Genomic DNA, 18,650 nt, shown 5'->3' on the forward strand with positions numbered 1-18,650 from the left:
GGCCCGGTTCCGCTACCCCTGGGGGAAGTCCTCCCCGAGGAAGGACCGGATCTCGTCCATATCGATCTCGTCCGGGCCGGTCTCGCCGGTCCCGTCTCCGGCGGCCGGCTCGGCGGTACCGCCGAGCCGGTCTGCCGAGCCCTGCTCCTCCGGGTCGTCTCCCGAGCGCCACCGGAGGAGCAGGTCCGCCATCCGGGCCGCGATCGCGGTCCGGTCCGCCCCCGGTGCCATGGCCGCGAGCCCGGCGCCGAGCCGGTCGAAGGCGTCGAGCATGCCGTCGGTGCCGAGCCGGCCCGCCAGATGGGCGGCGAGCGCGGCCGGGGTCGGATGGTCGAAGACGACGGTGCTGTTCAGCCGGAGTCCGGTGGCCTCCGCCAGCCTGGTGCGGAGTTCGACGGCGGTCAGGGAGTCCACGCCCAGTTCGAGGAAGCCGCGGTCCGGGTCGAAGGAGATCTCCCCGGTATGGCCGAGGACGGCGGCCAGATGGTCCGTGACGGCCGCCAGGAGCGCCGCCGGGCGCTCGGCGCCGGTGAGCGCGGAGAACCGGTCGGACCCGGCCGCCGGGGCGGCGGGTCCGGCCGCGGCCGGCAGGGCCGGGGGCCCGGCGAGCCCGCGGAGTACCGCGGGTACCTGTTCGGCCCCGGCGCGCAGCGCGGCCGGGTCGACCGGCACCGGCACCAGCAGGGGTTCGGTGTCGGCGACGGCGGCGTCGAAGAGCGCCAGTCCGTCCGCGGCCGACAGCGGCGCCATCCCGCGGCGGGCCATCCGCCGCAGGTCGACGTCGGTGAGCCGGCCCGCCATACCGTCGTCGACGGCCCACAGGCCCCAGGCGAGGGAGGTGGCGGGCAGTCCGTACTCCCGGCGGTGCAGGGCGAGGGCGTCCAGGAAGGCGTTGGCGGCCGCGTAGTTGCCCTGGGCGGGGCCGCCGATCACCCCGGAGCCCGAGGAGTACAGCACGAACGCGGCCAGGCCGGGCCCGGTCAGTTCATGGAGATGGGCGGCGGCGTCGGCCTTGGCCCGCATCACCCGCTCCAGCCGGTCCGGGGTGAGGGAGGTGATCACGGCGTCGTCGTTGATGCCCGCCACATGGACCACGGCCGTGACCGGGTGGGCGGCGAGCAGCTCCGCGAGCGCGTCCCGGTCGGACACGTCGCACGCCGCCAGGGTGACCGAGGCGCCGAGGCCGGTGAGTTCGTCCGCGAGTTCACGGGCGCCGGGCGCGTCCGGGCCGCGCCTGCTGACGAGCAGCAGGTCCCGTGCCCCGTGTCCGGTGGCCAGATGGCGGGCGAGGAGCGCGCCCAGACCGCCGGTGGCCCCGGTGATCAGGACCGGGCCGGTCCGCCAGATCTCCGAGGGGTAGCCGGTTCCGGTGGACCGGGGGGCGGGCGGGCGGTGCCGGACCAGCCGGGGTACGTGCCAGACCGGGCCGCGCAGGGCGAGTTGCGGTTCGCCGGTGGCGAGCGCGGCGGGCAGGACGTCCGTACCGGCCGCCGGGGGCAGGTCCACGAGCACGATGCGGTCGGGGTGCTCCGCCTGCGCGGACCGGACCAGGCCCCAGGCGGTCGCGGCGGCCGGGTCCCTTCCGGTGGTGGCGCCGCTCGTCGAGACGATCAGCCGGGTTCCGGCGAGCGCGTCCTCCGCCAGCCAGGCCTGGAGCAGGGCGAGGAGGGTGTCCGCGGTGCCGAGGGCCGCCGTGGCCAGCGGGACGCCGTCCGGGGGTGCGGCGGTGACCGCCACGGCCGCGGGCGCTCCGGCTCCGGCGCGTACGGCCGCGGCCAGCGCGGCGATCTCCGCCGGGTCGCGGACGGTGACGACGGCGCTGTCCGGTACGGCGGCCGGGGCGGGCAGCGGCACCCAGTCGAGCCGGAGCAGCGCTTCCGCGACGGGGTCCCGGTGGGGGGTGTACTGCCCGGGGTCGACGGGTTCGAGTGCCACCCGGGCGGTGGCCACGGGTGCGCCGGAGGCGTCGGCCAGGGACAGGTCGGCCGTGCCGTCGCCGCGGGGGGCCGCCGTGACCCGGAGCGCGGTGGCACCGGTCGCGAAGAGCCGTACGTCCTGCCAGCGGACCGGGAGCCCGGCGCCGAGTACCTGGACGGCGGCGGTGAGCAGCGCGGGGTGGAGGCCGAAGCCCTCGGCCGGTGCGGCCGCGGGGAGTTCCGCCTCGGCGTAGAGCGTTTCGCCGTCGCGCCAGGCGGCCCGCAGTCCGAGGAAGACCGGGCCGAGGGTGATTCCGGCGGCCCCGGACTCCTCGTGCAGCGGCGCTACGGGCAGGGCGGCCGCGGCGGGGGGCCGGACCGGCGGGGCGGCCGGTCCGGCCGTCTCCGTACGGGTCAGCGCGCCGGAGGCGTGGAGGTGCCAGGGGCCGTCCCCGGACCGGGCGGCGATCCGGATGTCCCGCCTGCCGTCGCGCTCGGGCCCGGTGTGGACCTGGACGGCGGCCCCGGCCGGGTCCGTGAGGACCAGGGGGGTGTGCACGGTCAGCTCGGCCACGGTGGCGCAGCCGGTCTCCGCGCCCGCGCGCAGGGCCAGTTCGACGAAGGCGGACGGCGGGACGGACACCGTGCCGAGCACGGTGTGGTCGGCGAGCCACGGATGGCTGCCGGTGGAGAGCGTGCCGGTCAGGAGCATGCCCTCGCCGCCGCTGCCGTCGCCGCTGCTGCTGTCGCTGTTGTTGTCGGCCGCGGGCCCGGCGAGCCGGAGGGAGGCGGAGAGGATGCCGTGGTCCGTGGCATCGGTCCCGGCCGTGCCGGGTCCGCCGGTCCGGGGGCCGTCGGCGAGCCAGTAGCTCTCGTGCTGGAAGGCGTAGGCCGGCAGGTCCGCCCGGGGGCCGCCGGGCAGCACCCGGGACCAGTCCACGGCGGTGCCGTGGGCGTGCAGTGTGCCGAGGGCGGTCAGGGCGGCGAGCGGCTCGGGGGTGTCGCGGCGCAGCAGGGACACCACGGTGACGGCCTCTCCGGCCAGGCAGTCGTCGACCGCGGGGGTGAGGGCCGCGTCGGGGCCGAGTTCCAGGAACGCGGTCGTGCCGAGCTCCCGGAGGGTCCGTATCCCGTCGGCGAACCGGACGGTGTCCCGCAGATGCCGGACCCAGTGGCCGGGGGAGGCCAGCTCCGCGGCGGTCACGGGCGCGCCCGTGCGGTTGGAGATCAGCGGGACGGCCGGCTCGTGGTGGCGGACGCCTTCGACGGCACGGCGGAAGTCCTCCGTGACGGGGTCCATCAGCGCGGAGTGGAAGGCGTGGCTGACCCGCAGGTCCCGGGTGCGGTGGCCGCGCCCGGCCAGCAGCTCCGTGACGGCGCGTACCGCCTCGGCGGCGCCGGACACCACCACGGCGGAGGGTCCGTTGACGGCGGCGATGTCCACCGGGGCGCCGAGTCCGGCGATCGCGGCCCGGACTTCGTCCTCACCGGCCCGTACGGAGGCCATCGCGCCGCCTTCGGGGAGCGCCTGCATCAGCCGTCCGCGGGCCGTGACGAGCGCGGCCGCGTCGGGCAGGGTCAGCACTCCGGCGACATGGGCGGCGATCAACTCCCCGATGGAGTGGCCCATCACCCGGTCGGGGGTCAGGCCCCAGGATTCGGCGAGCCGGTAGAGCGCGGTCCCGACGGCGAACAGCACGGGCTGTGCCCAGCCGGTGGTGGAGAGGAGCGCGGCCTCCGGGGTGCCGGGCGCGGCGAAGGCGACGCTCCGCAGCGGCCGGTCCAGATGGCGGTCGAGTTCGGCGCACGCCTCGTCGAAGGCGGCGGCGAAGACCGGGTACCGGTCGTACAGTTCGCGTCCGGCGCCGGGCCGCTGGGCGCCCTGGCCGGTGAAGAGGACGGCCAGGCCGCCGCGGCGGGCCTCGCCGCGGACCAGGGCCGGGTGGCCGCGGTCGGCGGCGAGGGCGCGTACTCCGTCGAGCAGGGTGTCGTGGTCCGCCGCGGTCACGACCGCGCGGTGCGCGAGGGCGGCGCGTGAGCCGGCCAGGGCGCGGGCGACGGCGGGGGCCGGGGCGGCGGGGGCGGCGGCGAGCCGGGCGGCCTGGGCGCGCAGGGCCGCCGGGGTGTGGCCGGAGAGCAGCCACGGCAGGGGGCCGGTGTCGGCGGCGGGCTCCTCCGGGGCCGCGGGCGGGGCGGCCGGTTCCTCCAGGATGACATGGGCGTTGGTGCCGGAGACGCCGAAGGAGGAGACGCCCGCGCGCCGCGGCCGCTCTCCTGCCGCCCACGGCACGGCCTCGGTGAGCACTTCCACGGCGCCCGCCGACCAGTCCACTTCGGTGGTGGGCGTGCCGGCGTGCAGGGTCCTGGGCAGGACGCCGTGGCGCATGGCGAGGACCATCTTGATGATCCCGGCCACTCCGGCGGCGGCCTGGGTGTGGCCGATGTTGGACTTCACGGAGCCGAGGCGGAGGGGCTGGTCGCGGTCCTGGCCGTAGGTGGCGAGGAGGGCCTGGGCCTCGATGGGGTCGCCCAGTTTTGTGCCGGTGCCGTGGGCCTCGACGGCGTCGACATCGGCCGGGGTGAGCCCGGCGGACCGCAGCGCGTCCCGGATGACGCGCTGCTGGGACGGCCCGTTGGGTGCGGTGAGGCCGTTGGACGCGCCGTCCTGGTTGACGGCGGAGCCGCGGACCACGGCCAGCGGCTGCCGGCCGTTGCGCCGGGCGTCCGACAGCCGTTCCAGGACGAGGACACCGACGCCCTCGCCCCAGGCGGTGCCGTCCGCGGCCGCCGAGAACGCCTTGCAGCGGCCGTCGGGGGCGAGCCCGCGCTGCCTGCTGAAGTCGACGAACGGTTCGGGGCCCGCCATCACGGTGACGCCGCCCGCGAGGGCCAGGGCGCATTCGCCGTTGCGCAGTGCCTGGGCCGCGAGGTGCAGGGCGACCAGCGACGACGAGCAGGCGGTGTCGACGGTGACCGCGGGGCCTTCGAGGCCGAGGGCGTAGGCGACCCGGCCGGACACCACGCTGGCGGAGTTCCCGGTGCCGAGGTAGCCCTGGATGTCGTCGGGGACGGAGTGCAGCCGGGAGCCGTACTGTCCGCCGTTGGTGCCCGCGTAGACGCCGGTACGGCTGCCGCGGACGGACGCCGGGTCGATTCCGGCGCGTTCGAGTGCCTCCCAGGAGACTTCGAGCATCTGCCGCTGCTGCGGGTCGGTCGCCAGGGCCTCGCGCGGGGAGATCCCGAAGAACCCGGCGTCGAATCCGGCGGCGGCGTCGAGGAACGATCCGGTCCTGACGTAGGTGCGGCCCGGCTTGCCCGGCTCGGGGTCGTAGAGCGCGTCGACGTCCCAGCCGCGGTCGGCGGGGAAGTCGGTGACGCTGTCGCGGCCTTCGGCGAGCATCCGCCACAGCTCTTCCGGTGATCCGACGCCGCCGGGGAAGCGGCAGCTCATTCCGGTGATGACGATCGGGTCGTCGTCGGTGGCGGCCCCGGCGGCGGCCGCCGGGCCGGTGTGCCCGCCGGTGTCGGGGGTGGTGGTGCCGGGCGCGAGGGCGAGCAGATGGCGGGCGAGTTCGTCGGGGGTCGGATAGTCGAAGACCAGGGTGGCGGGCAGGGTGAGCCCGGTGGCCCCGGCCAGCCGGGTGCGGAGTTCGACCGCGGTCAGCGAGTCGAAGCCCAGATCGCGGAAGGGTTTCCACGGCTGTACGTCGGCGGCGGAGCCCAGCGCGAGTACGGCCGCGACCTCGGCCCGCACCAGCTCGCCGACGAGTGCCGGGCGGGCGGCCGGGGCGCTCTCGGCGACCCGGGCCCAGAGCGGGCGTTCCCCGTCGTCGTCCGGCTTGCGGCCGGGGGCGAAGGCGGTGAGCAGCGGGCTGGGGCGGGCCGCGGTGAACGCGGCCAGGAACCGGTCCCAGTCGAGGTCGCCGACGACCGTGACGGCGTGGCCGCTCGCGATCGTCCCGGCCATGGCGTCGAGGGCGCGCTCGGGCCGCATGGCGATCCCGCCGTCGCGGCGGAGCCGTTCGAGGACCGTGCGGTCGCGGGCCATGCCGTCTCCGGCCCAGCCGCCCCAGGCGATGGACGTGGCGGGCAGGCCGAGCGCCCGGCGCCGTTCGGCGAGGGCGTCGAGATGGGCGTTGGCCGCCGCGTAGTTGCCCTGTCCGGCGCCGCCGACGGCTCCGGCGAACGCGGAGAACAGGACGAACGCGGTGACCGGGAGTCCGGCGGTGAGTTCGTGGAGGTGGCCGGCGGCCCCGGCCTTGGCGGGCAGGACCCGGTCGAACGCCTCGGCGTCGAGGGAGGCGACGACTCCGTCGGCGAGCACTCCGGCGGTGTGCACGACCGTGGTCAGCGGGTGTTCCGCCGGGATTCCGGCGAGTACGTCGGCGAGGGCGGCCCGGTCGGACACATCGCAGGCGGTGACGGTGACGGTGGCGCCCAGGCCGGTGAGTTCGGCGGCCAGTTCGGACGCGCCCGGGGCTTCGGGTCCGCGGCGGCTGAGCAGGACGAGATGCCGGAACCCGTCGGCGGCCAGGCGGCGGGCGACATGCGCGCCGAGGCCCCCGGTGCCGCCGGTGATCAGTGCGGTGCCATCGGTGCCGCCGGTGAGCAGCGCGGTGCCGTCGGGCCGGTGTCCGCCGGTGGTCGTGGTGGCGGTGTGCCGGAGGGCGCGGACGAGACGGCGGGCGAGCAGTCCGTCGCCCCGGACGGCGAGCTGGTCCTCGCCGGTGCGTCCGGCGACGGCGGCGCAGACGAGGTCCCAGGCGAGTTCACGGTCGGGGGCGGCGGCCGGGTCGGGGAGGTCGACCAGTCCGCCCCAGCGGTCGGGGTGTTCGAGCGCGGCGACCCGGCCGAGGCCCCAGAACTGTGCCTGCGCGGGGTCCGTGACGGGTTCGACGGCACCGCGGGTCACCGTCCACAGGGGGGCGCCGGTCCGGGCCGCGAGCCGGGCGGTCGCGGCGAGGGCGGCCGGGCCGGGGTGCGGTCCGGAGGTGAGGGCGAGCAGGGAGACCACACCGCGGATGCCGTCCGGCAGGGTGTCGGGGGCCGCGTCGGCGGGCACCACGACCGGGCGGGCGCCGTGCCGTTCCAGCGCCCGGACGCAGTCGGCGACGAGTTCGCCGTCGCCGGTCCCGGTCCCGGTCCCGGCTGCGTCTCCGGCTGCGTTCGCGGTTCCGTTCGCGTCTCCGTTCGCGGTTCCGGCTGCCTCTCCGGGGCCGTTCGCGGTCCCGGCCGCGTTCGCGGCTCCGTCGCCGGTGACGACGGCCCAGACCCCGTCCAGCTCCGTGGGCGGCGGCTGTACCGGGGTCCAGTCGACGGTGTAGCGCCAGGACGCGGTGGCGTCGCCGCGGGACCGCCGCCAGGACGTGAGCGACGGCAGCACCTCGGCGAGCGCGGCGCGGTTGCCGTTCAGCTCCAGCAGTTCGGCCAGTCCTTCGGTGTCCGCGCGGTCGACGGCCGACCAGAAGGGGTCGGTCTCGGCCGGGGCCTGCGGCCACCAGTGGCGGCTGCGCTGGAAGGCGTAGGTGGGCAGTTGGACGGTGCGGGCCGGGCGGAGGACGGTGTCGCGGTCCCAGTCGACGCCGCGGACATGGAGTTCGGCCAGGGCGCCGACGAGCGTCGCGGACGCGGGCCGGCCGGACCGCTGGACGGGTACGGCGACGACGTCGGACCGGCCGCCGTAGCCGGTGACCAGACCGGTCAGGGAGGCGGTGGGACCGATGTCGACGAAGGTGCGGGCGCCCGCGGCGACGAGGGTGCCGACGGCGTCGCCGAACCGCACCGCGTGCCGCAGCTGGTCGGCCCAGTGGTCGGCGGTGGGCGGCTCGCCGCCGGTGTCGAGACGGCGGCCGGTGAGGGTGGAGACCAGCGGGATCTCGGGCCGCGCCGGGGAGAGTCCGGCGGCGACGGCCCGGAATTCGGCGAGGACGGGTTCGGTGTGCGGGGAGTGGAAGGCCCGGTCGACCCGGAGCCGGGTGGTGCGCACTCCGCGGTCCGCCCAGCCGCGGGCGACGGCGTCGACGGCCTCCGCGTCCCCGGAGATCACGGTGGTCTCCGGTCCGTTGACCGCGGCGACGACGACGGCGCCGGCCAGGCCCGTCAGGGACTCCCGTACGTCCGCTTCCGCGGCCCGGACGGACACCATGGCGCCGCCCGCGGGCATCTCCGCCATCAGGCGGCCCCGCGCGGCGACGAGGGCCGCGGCGTCCGGGAGGGTCCACACCCCGGCGACATGGGCGGCGGACAGCTCGCCGATGGAGTGGCCGGCGACCCAGGCGGGCCGTACTCCCCAGTGCTCCAACTGCCGGTGGAGGGCGATGTGCAGGGCGAACAGTCCGGGCTGGGTGTACGCGGTGCGGTCCAGCAGCCCGGCCTCCGGGCTGTCCGTACCGGCGAAGAGGACATCCCGCAGCGGCCGTTCCAGATGCGGGGCGAAGTGCTCGCAGACCTCGTCGAGTGCGGCGGCGAACACGGGGTGTTCGGCGTACAGTTCCCGGCCCGCTCCGGGCCGCTGGCTGCCCTGCCCGGAGAAGAGGAACGCGGGCTCCCGGGTGGTGTCGAGGGCGAGTCCGGTACGGACGTGTGCCGCGGGCGATCCGGCGGCGACGGCCCGCAGGCCGGTAAGGGCCTCCCCGGTGTCCCGGGCGACGATCACGGCCCGGTGGGGCAGCGCGGCACGGGTGGTGGCCAGCGAGAGCGCGGTGTCGGCGGCGGCGGTCGCCCCGGTGGCGAGATGCCGGGCCAGCCGGTCCGCCTGGTCGCGCAGGGCGGCGGGGGTCGCGCCGGACAGCACCCAGGGCAGGGGCCGTTCGGGCGCCGGTTCCGGGTCGGGTTCCGGATCGGGCAGCGGCCGTTCGAGGATGACATGGGCATTGGTGCCGGACACTCCGAAGGAGGACACCCCGGCCCGCCGGGGCCGGTCGTCCGCCTCCCAGGCGCGGGCCTCGGTGAGCAGCCGCACCTCGCCCGCGGACCAGTCGACCTCGGGGGTGGGCGCGTCCACGTGGAGCGTCCTGGGCAGCAGCCCGTGCTCCATCGCCAGCACCATCTTCATCACCCCGGCCATCCCGGCGGCGGCCTGGGTGTGGCCGATGTTGGACTTCACGGAGCCCAGCCAGAGCGGCTGTTCGCGGTCCCGGCCGTAGGTGGCGAGGAGGGCCTGGGCCTCGATGGGGTCGCCCAGGACGGTGCCGGTGCCGTGCGCCTCGACGGCGTCGACATCGGCCGCGGCGAGCCCGGCGGACCGCAGGGCCTCCCGGATGACGCGCTGCTGGGACGGCCCGTTGGGCGCGGTCAGCCCGTTGGAGGCGCCGTCCTGGTTGACCGCGGAGCCCCGCAGCACGGCCAGCACCTCCCGGCCGTTGCGCCGGGCGTCCGACAGCCGCTCGACCAGCAGGACGGCGACGCCCTCGCCCCAGCCCGTACCGTCGGCCGACGCGGAGAACGCCTTGCAGCGGCCGTCCGGGGCGAGTCCGCCCTGGCGGCTGAACTCGATGAAAGCGCCGGGGGTGGACATCACGGTGACTCCGGCGACGAGCGCGGCCGTGCACTCTCCGGAGCGCAGTGCCTGCGCCGCCAGGTGCAGGGCGACAAGCGACGACGAGCAGGCCGTGTCGACGGTGACCGCGGGTCCTTCCAGGCCGAGGAGGTAGGAGATCCGGCCGGACATCACGCTGACCGCGCTGCCGGTGATCAGATAGCCCTCGCCGCCGCGCCGGGCGCCGTCGAGGAGGGTCGTGTAGTCCTGTCCGTTGCTGCCGACGAAGACGCCCACCTTCTCGCCGCGCAGGGAGGTCGGGTCGATGCCCGCGCGTTCCAGGGCCTCCCAGCCCGTCTCCAGCAGCAGCCGCTGCTGGGGGTCCATGGCCATGGCCTCGCGGGGCGAGATGCCGAACAGTTCGTGGTCGAAGTCCGCCGCCTCGTAGAGGAAGGCGCCGTGCCGGGTGGAGGTGGTGCCGGAGTGGCCCGGGTCGGGGTGGTACAGCTCGTCGACGGGCCAGCCGCGGTCGGCCGGGAACCCGGCGACGGTGTCCCGTTCGTCCACCAGGAGCTGCCACAGCTCCTCGGGGGTGCCGACGCCGCCGGGGAAGCGGCAGCTCATCGCGGTGATGGCGATGGGGTCGCCGTCCGTACCGGGGAGCGCGGCCGGGGTGTCCGGGGCAGGCTGCCGCTCCGCGGGTCCGGCGGCCGGTTCGCCGAGGAGGTCGCCCAGCAGACGGCGGGCGAGCAGTCCGGGGGTGGGGTGGTCGAAGACGAGGGTGGCGGAGAGCCGTACGCCGGTGGCCGACTGGAGCCGGTTGCGGAGCTGTACGGCGGTCAGCGAGTCGAATCCGAGGGATTTGAAGGCGGTGTCGGCCGTCACGTCCTGCGGTGAGGCGTGGCCGAGTACGTCGGCCGCGGCCGTCCGCACCAGCTGGAGGGTCTCCCGGTGCTGCTCCGCGGGTGCCAGCGGGCGCAGCCGGGCGGCGAAGGAGTTCTCGTCACCGCCCGCGGCGGCCGCGGCGGCGGTCCGCCGCCGTACGCCGCCGAGCAGACCGTGCAGCAGTACGGGGGCGGCTCCGGCCCGGTGCCGGGTGCGCAGGGCGTCGAGGTCCAGCCGCAGGGGTACGACGGCGGTGTCGGCACCGGCGCAGGCGGCGTCGAAGAGGGCGAGGCCCTGGGCGGATTCCAGCGGGAGGATGCCGCCGGTGGAGAGGCGGCGCAGACCGTCGTCGTCGATATGCCCGGCCATCCGGCTGCGTTCGGCCCACAGGCCCCAGGCCAGGGCGGTGGCGGGGAGTCCGGCGGCCCGCCGCCGGTGGGCGAAGCCGTCGAGGAAGGCGTTGGCAGCGGCGTAGTTGGACTGCCCGGCGGTGCCGAGGGTGCCGGCGAGGGAGGAGTAGAGGACGAAGGCCGACAGCTCGGTGTCCGCGGTCAGTTCGTGCAGATGGAGGGCGGCGTCGGCCTTCACCCGGAGGACGGTGTCCAGGCGCTCCGGGGTCATGGACTCCACGACGCCGTCGTCGATGGCGCCCGCGGCGTGGACGACACCGGTGAGCGGATGGTCCGCGGGGACGGCGGCGAGAGTCCGGGCGAGGGCGTCCCGGTCGGCGACGTCGCAGGCGGTGACGGTGACGGCGGCGCCGAGTGCGGTGAGTTCGGCGGCCAGTTCGGGCGCGCCCGGGGCTTCGGGCCCGAGCCTGCTGACCAGCAGCAACTGCCGTACCCCGTGGACGGTGACCAGATGGCGGGCGAGGGCGCTGCCGAGGGTGCCGGTGCCGCCGGTGACCAGGACGGTGCCGCGGCCGGTGAACGGGGAGGCGGGCGGGCCCGCGGGCGGGGTGGTGTCGGTGAGGCGCGGGACGAGGGCGGTGCCGCCGCGGAGGGCGAGCTGGGGTTCGCCGGAGGCGAGGGCGGCGGCGAGGGCGGGGGTGGGGGTGCCGGAGATGGTGGTGGTGCCGTCTTCTTCGGCGCGGCTTCCGGTGCCGGTGCCGCCGTGGGTACCGGTGCTGGTTCCCGTGCCGCTTCCGGTGCCGCCGTCGGTACCGGTGCCGGTGCCGCCGTGGGTACCGGTGCCGCTTCCGGTGCCGCCGTCGGTGTCGACCAGGACGAACCGGTCCGGGTGCTCGGACTGGGCGGTTCGTACGAAGCCCCAGACCGCGCTGCCCACCGGGTCGACGGCCGGATCGTCCCGGCCGGTCACCACCGCGCCGGTCGTGGTGACGACCAGGCGGGCCGCCGGATCCCGGGGTTCGGCGAGCCAGTCGCGCACCAGGCCCAGCGCCCGGCGCAGGGCAGCCCGCACGGCGGCGGCGGAGTCGTCGCCCTCGTACGGCGGGAAGTCGGCCACGGTCAGGGGCCCGGGGGCGGGCCCGCCCGCCCCGGAGGCCGGAGCCCAGCGCAGGGTGAGCAGCCGTCCGCCCGCCGCGGCGGGCACGGCCACGGCGCCGAGCCGCACCGCCCGCGCGGTCAGTACGGGTGCCCCGGCGGAGTCGACGGCGGTCAGGGAGAGAACATCGCCGGAACCGGAACCGGAACCGGGGCCGGAGCCGGTGGGGGTGGGGGTACGGGTCCGGGTCACCCGCAGCGACGTGGCCCCGGTCGCATGGAGCCGTACCTCCGACCACTCCGCGGCCGGGCCGGTCAGCGCCGCTTCCAGGAGCAGCGGATGGAGGCCGAACCCGTCGGCGCTCACCCCGTCCGGCAGCGCCACCTCCTCGGTGACGGCGTCCTCCGGCGGCGGCCCGGCCGATCCGGCGGGCGCGGCGGACTCCGCGGACCGGGCGGACTGGGCGGTCGCCGGGGAGGCGAGCACTCCCCCGGCGTACCGGGTCCACGGGCCGTCGTCCACGCCCGTATGGACGGTGAACTCGTGCGCGCCGTCGCGCTCCGGGGCCACGGTGACCTGGAGGCGTACGGTCCCCCGGTCGGGCAGCACCAGGGGCGCGTCCACCGTGAGCGAGCGGATCCCGGCGCAGCCAACCTCGTCACCGGCGCGTACCGCCAGCTCCACGGCGAGCGCCGAGGGTGCCGGGCCGGGCGCGAGCCACGGGTGTTCCCGTACGCCGATCCGGCCGGTGAGCAGGGTTCCGCCGCCGTCCGCGAGGCGCACCGCCGCGCCGAGCAGCGGATGCCGGGTGGCGCTGAGTCCGAGGCCGTCGGCGTCGCCGGGTTCGGCCGGGGACAGCAGCCAGTAGTCGCGGTGCTGGAACGGGTAGGTCGGCAGGGCGACCCGGTTGCGGGCGGGCGGCAGGACCGCTTCCCAGTCGACCGTGATGCCCGCGGTGTGGGCCTCGGCCGCGGCCGCGGTGAACCGGGCCGTGCCGCCGTGGTCGCGGCGGAGGGTGGCGAGTGCCGTGCCGGGCACCCGGGCGTCGTCCAGGATCTCCTGGAGCGCGGGCCCCAGCACCGGATGCGGGCTGATCTCCAGGAAGGTGGTGTGGTCGGCGTCCAGGAGGGACCGTACGGCCTGGTGGAAGCGGACCGGTTCCCGGACGTTCCGGTACCAGTAGGCGGAGTCGAGGGCGGCCGGGTCGAACCGGGCGCCGGTGACCGTGGAGTGGAAGGGCACCGCCCCGGCCAGCGGACGTACCGGGGCCAGCACCTCCAGCAGATGGTCCCGGACCACCTCGACCTGCGCGGAGTGGCCCGCTCCGTTGGCGCCCGCGATCCCCCGGACGCGTACGCCCTCGGCCTCCAGTCCGGTGACGAACTCCTCCACGGCGTCGGCGTCGCCGGAGACCGCGACCGACGCCGGCCCGTTGACCGCGGCGACCGAGAGCCGCCCCTGCCAGGGCAGCAGCCGGTCCGCGGTCTCCGCCTCCGACAGCCGTACGGCGGCCATCGCGCCGGGCACGGTCAGCGTGGTCCACGCCTTGCCGCGCAGGGCGACGATCCGGGCCGCGTCCTCCAGCGTCAGCGCCCCCGCCACATGGGCGGCGGCGATCTCGCCCTGGCTGTGGCCGACGACGGCGGCCGGGAGGACTCCGTACGAGCGCCATACCTCGGCCAGCGAGACCATGACGGTGAACAGCACCGGCTGGACGACGTCCAGCCGCTTCAGGTCGGGCGCGTCCGGGGCGCCGGTCAGCACGTCGAGCACGGACCAGTCGATATGCGGGGCGAAGGCGTCGGCGCACCGTCGGGCGCTCTCCCGGAACACCTCGGAGTCCGCCAGCAGTTCCCGGGCCATGGCGGGCCACTGGGAGCCCTGGCCGGGGAAGACGAAGACGGCACGCCGGTCGGGTCCCGCGGTGCCGTGGGCGATGTCCGGCGCGGGCTCGCCCGCGGCAACGGAGTCCGCCCCGGCGAGCAGCGCGTCCCGGCCGGTGCCGACGACGACCGCGCGGTGCGGGAACCGGGTACGGGCGAGGAGGGCGCGGGCGATGTCCGCGGGCTCCTCCTGCCCGGCCCGGACATGGGCGGCGAGGGCGGCCGCCTGGGCGCGCAGGGCGCTCGGGGTGCGGGCCGCCAGCAGCCAGGCGACCGGCCGGGGAGCGGCTTCGGCCGCCGGTCCGGCGGCCGGGGTCTCCGGGTCCGGGTGCGGGTGGATCTCCGGGTGCGGGTCCGGGTCCGGGTGCGGTACGAGGGGCTCCGCCGCGGCGCCCTGTTCGATGATGACGTGCGCGTTGGTGCCGGAGACGCCGAACGACGACACACCCGCGCGGCGCGGCCGGTCGCCGCCGGTCTCCCACGGGGTGTTCCGGGTGATCAGCCGGACCGTGCCCGGGGACCAGTCGACATGCGGGGTGGGGGCGTCGGTGTGGAGGGTCGCGGGCAGTACGCCCTCGTGCATCGCCAGGACCATCTTGATGATCCCGGCGACTCCGGCGGCGGCCTGGGTGTGCCCCAGGTTGCCCTTGACGGAGCCGAGCCGCAGCGGCGGCCCGGTCCGGTCCTTCCCGTAGGTGGCGAGGACCGCCTGGGCCTCGATGGGGTCGCCGAGCGGGGTGCCCGTGCCGTGCGCCTCCACGGCGTCCACGTCCGAGGGCCGCAGTCCGGCCTCCGCCAGCGCCCGCCGGATGACGCGCTGCTGCGCCGGGCCGCTGGGCGCGGTCAGACCGTTGCTCGCCCCGTCCGAGTTGACCGCCGAGCCGCGGACCACCGCGAGCACCGGGCGCCCGGCGCGCCGGGCCGAGGAGAGCCTCTCCAGCAGCAGTACGCCGACTCCCTCGCCCCACACCGTGCCGTCGGCGGCGGCGGCGAACGGCTTGCAGCGGTCGTCGGGAGCGAGGACGCGCTGCTGGCTGAAGTCGACGAAGACCTCCGGTGTCGACATCACGGCGACCCCGCCGGCGATCGCCAGCTCGCACTCCCCGCGGCGGAGGGCCGCCGCGGCCATGTGCAGCGCGACCAGGGACGAGGAGCAGGCGGTGTCGACGGTGACCGCCGGGCCCTCCAGTCCAAGGGTGTAGGCGACCCGTCCGGAGAGCACACTTCCGGCGCTGCCGGTGCTCAGGTAGCCCTCGACATCCTCCGGGACCCGGCTCAGCCGGGAGCCGTAGTCGTGGAACATGGCGCCCGCGAAGACACCGGTATCGCTGCCGCGCAGGGACTCCGGGTCGATCCCGGTCCGCTCGAACGCCTCCCAGACGACCTCCAGCAGCACCCGCTGCTGGGGGTCCATCGCCAGCGCCTCACGGGGGTTGATGCCGAAGAACGGGGCATCGAACCCGGCGGCGCCCTGAAGGAATCCGGCCGCCTGGGCGTAGGTGGTGCCGGGGGTGTCGGGGTCCGGGTCGTACAGCGCTTCGAGGTCCCAGCCGCGGTCCTCGGGGAACGGCGACATGGCGGCCCGTTCGCCGGACAGCAGCCGCCAGAGGTCCTCGGGGGACGCCACACCGCCGCCGTACCGGCAGCCCATGCCGACGATCACGACCGGGTCGTCGGCCGCCGCCCCGGACGTGCCGCCGGCCGCGGGGACGGGCTCGGGCTCCGGCCCGGCCGGGGTGAGCAGTGCGCATACATGGGCGGCGAGCGCGGCGGCCGTGGGGTGGTCGAAGGCCACCGTCGGCGGGAGCGCGAGGCCGGTCAGCGCCGAGACCCGGTTGCGCAGCTCCACGGCGGTGGTGGAGCTGATGCCGAGGTCCCGGAACGCGGTGGTCTCGGGCAGCCGTTCACCCTTGGGGCGGCCGAGTACGGCGGCGGCCGCGGCGGCGACGGCACGGCGCAGCCTGCGCTCGCGCTCCCCGGGATCGGCGTCCGGGAGGAAGGCGTCGGCGGGGGCGGGGGGTACGGGGCGCAGCACCGCGGGCCGCTCGTCGTCGGCACCGGGCGGCAGGGGTGCGGTGCGGACGGCCACGAGCTGGGGGTCGACCGCGACCGCGGCGGCGTCGAGGGCGTCGTGGACGTCCTGGGGGGAGAGGGGCGACAGGGGCGCGACCGCCGGGGGCCGGGGCGCGGGGGTCGCGGAGATTCCGGTGCTGTTGGTGCTACCGGTGATTTCAGGGCTTCCGGCGCTGTCGGTGCCGCCGGGAGTGCCGGTCGCGTCATCGGCGGTTCCGCTGTCCGCGGTGGCACCGGTGTTCCCGGGGGCGGCGGTGTCCGGGGTCGCTGTGGTGGCCGCCGTGCGCGGGCCGAGGGCCAGATGCACTGCGGTACGGCCGCCCGCGCGGGCGGCTGCGACGAGGGCCGCGCGGTACGCCGCGGCGGCCGCCCGGTGCGGTTCGTCCGGGTCGCCGACGACCCCGGCCGCGGTGTCGACCACGACGAGCCGCGCGCCGGGGGGCAGTTCGCCGATCAGGGCCGAGGCCCCTTCGTAGTCGGGGCCCTCGGGGGCGTACAGCACGGTGGCGGGTTCCTCCGGCACCGTGTCGAGCACCCGGGCGCCGCCGTGCCGCACCGCGAAGGCGGCGGCGTACTCCCGGTGTCCGGGGGTGGCTCCGGGCTCCCCGGCGGGCCCGGGGCTGCCGTCGCTCGCCGGACTTCCGGAGTCCCCCGCGGGCCCGGCGGGCCCGAGGACGACGACAGGTCCCCCGGCCGCCGGGACCGCCGCGGGGGCGGCCGGGACCAGGCGGGGCACCAGCAGTTCGCCGCCGCGCACCGCGAGCTGGGGTTCACCGGTCGCCAGGGCGGCGCCGAGCACCGACTCGTCCAGTGCCTGCGGAGCCTCGAGGTCGCCGTCGCCCGCCGCCGGTTCGGCGTCGACCAGGACGATCCGGCCCGGCGCGGCGGTCTGCACGCTCCGCAGCAGGCCCCAGACCGCGGCACCGGCCGGATCCGGTGCTTCCCCGTCGGCGGCGGCCACCGCGCCACGGGTCACCACGGCCAGCACGGACCCGGCGGGCTTGGTGAACCCGGCGGACCCGGCGGACCCAGATGACCCGGTCGGTCCGGTTGATTCGGTTGATTCGGCGAGCAGGTCGCGGACCGCCGCGTCGATCTCCCCGACGGCCGCGCGGGCCCCGACGGGCCCCGCCGCGGCGGGGACGGTGAGCACCTCGTGGGCGGGTACCCCGGCCGCCGCCGTACGCGGGCCTGCCGGGTACCAGTCGATCCGGCGCAGCGCGCCGTGCCGGGCGGGGCCGGTGGCCAGCAGCAGTGAGGGCGCCCCGGCGAGGGCGCGCCTGCGGACCTTCCCCGACGAGGTGCGCGGTACGGCGGATATCGCGTGCAGTTCCTCGGGCACCTTGTAGGCGGAGAGCTGTCCGCGGCAGTGCGCGAGCAGGGCGGCCGGGTCGGGGCGGTGGCCGTCCTCCGGTACGACGTAGGCGGCGACGACCTCGCCCAGCTCGTCGTGGGGCGCGCCGGTGACGGCCGCGTCGGCGACCCCGGGCGCGCCGCGGAGGACGTCCTCGACCTCCGCCGGATTGACGTTCTCGCCGCCCCGGATGACCAGGTCCTTGGCCCGGCCGGTGACGGTCAGCCGCCCCTCGGCGTCGGCCCGGGCCAGATCTCCGGTGTGGTACCAGCCGCCGGCCAGGGCGGCCGCGGTCTCCTCGGGCCTGCCGTGGTAGCCCGTCATCAGGCTGGGGCCGCTGACGAGGACCTCGCCCTCGGTGCCCGCGGGCACGTCCTGCCGGGTCTCCGGGTCGACGACGCGTACCGAGAGCCCGGGGACGGGCCGGCCGCAGGTGCCGTCGCCGGCGGGGTCGGCGGGATCGCCCGTGGTGATCGCGCCGCAGGTCTCGGTACTGCCGTAGCTGTCGATCAGCCGTACTCCGTAGGCGCGTTGCACGGCGGAGCGGAGTTCCGGTCCCGCGACGGCGCCCGTGCAGAGGCAGAGCCGCGGCGCGGCTCCGGCGGGTGCGGCGGTGCCGGTGCGCAGCAGCCGGTGGTAGAGGGTGGGCACGCCCGCGAGGACGGTGTGGGTGCCGTCGCGCAGGGCGGCGGCGATCGCGTCGGCGTCCAGCCCCGGGGCGATGGTGGCGGACGCCCCGGTGGCGGTGGTGCCGAGGACACAGAGGATGTGGGACAGGCTGTGGAACATCGGCAGCGGCCACATCAGCCGGTCCTCGGCGGAGAGGCCGAGGACGCCGACGTAGCACTGTTCCACCGTCCAGAGGCAGGACCGCTGGGTGGAGAGGACGCCCTTGGGTTTTCCGGTGGTGCCGGAGGTGTAGAGGAGCCAGGCGGTCTCGTCGGGGCCGAGGTCGTCCCGGGCCGGTGCCGCGGGCTCGGTGGTCGCCAGGTCCTCGTACCGGACGGGGAGTCCGGCGCCCGGTCCTTCACCTGTTCCTTCGGCTGGTACGGCGCCGGGTTCGCCGCCCGGTACGCCGCCTTGGGAGCCGTCCCGGGAGCCGTAGTCGCCGGGTCCGCCATCGCGTACGGCGCCGGGTTCGCCGACGAGGACCACGACAAGGCCGCGCCGGGCCAGGAGCGGGCCGAGCCGGTCCGCCTCCGCGGTGTCGAGCAGCACCGCGCGGGCACCGCTGTCGTCGAGGAAGTGGGTCAGTTCGGCTTCGGTGGAGCGGGGGTCCACGGGGACTCCGACGGCCGCCGCCCGTACGACCGCCAGATAGCCTTCCGCGGCTTCGACGCGGTTGCCGGTGCACAGGACGACGCGGTCTCCGCGCGCCACGCCCAGGGCGGCCAGATGTCCGGCGATCCGGGCGGTGCGCCGCTCGATCCCGGCCCAGTCGAGCGCCCGGCGGGCGTCCTCGAACGCGGTCTTCTCCCCCGCGCGTTCGGCGTTCCGCAGCACGCTCTCGGACACACTGCGAAGGACCGGATGATGCGACACGGCGCTGCCTCCCTGAACACCTGCTGACGGACCGGTGGTTTCCTGCGGATTCACTCGGATTCGCTGGGCCGTTG

1 protein-coding gene is annotated in these 18,650 nt (G+C 76.7%); it reads right to left on the reverse strand.

All coding sequences use genetic code 11. The annotated features are described in order from the left end of the window. Positions 1 to 12: 12 nt before the first annotated feature. Positions 13 to 18,576, reverse strand: a complete 18,564-nt coding sequence (locus ACWDR0_RS16475; RefSeq protein ID WP_456352374.1) for a type I polyketide synthase — start codon at positions 18,574 to 18,576, stop codon at positions 13 to 15. Positions 18,577 to 18,650 lie beyond the last annotated feature (74 nt).

The sequence above is a fragment of the Streptomyces sp. NPDC003691 genome, from assembly GCF_053981115.1.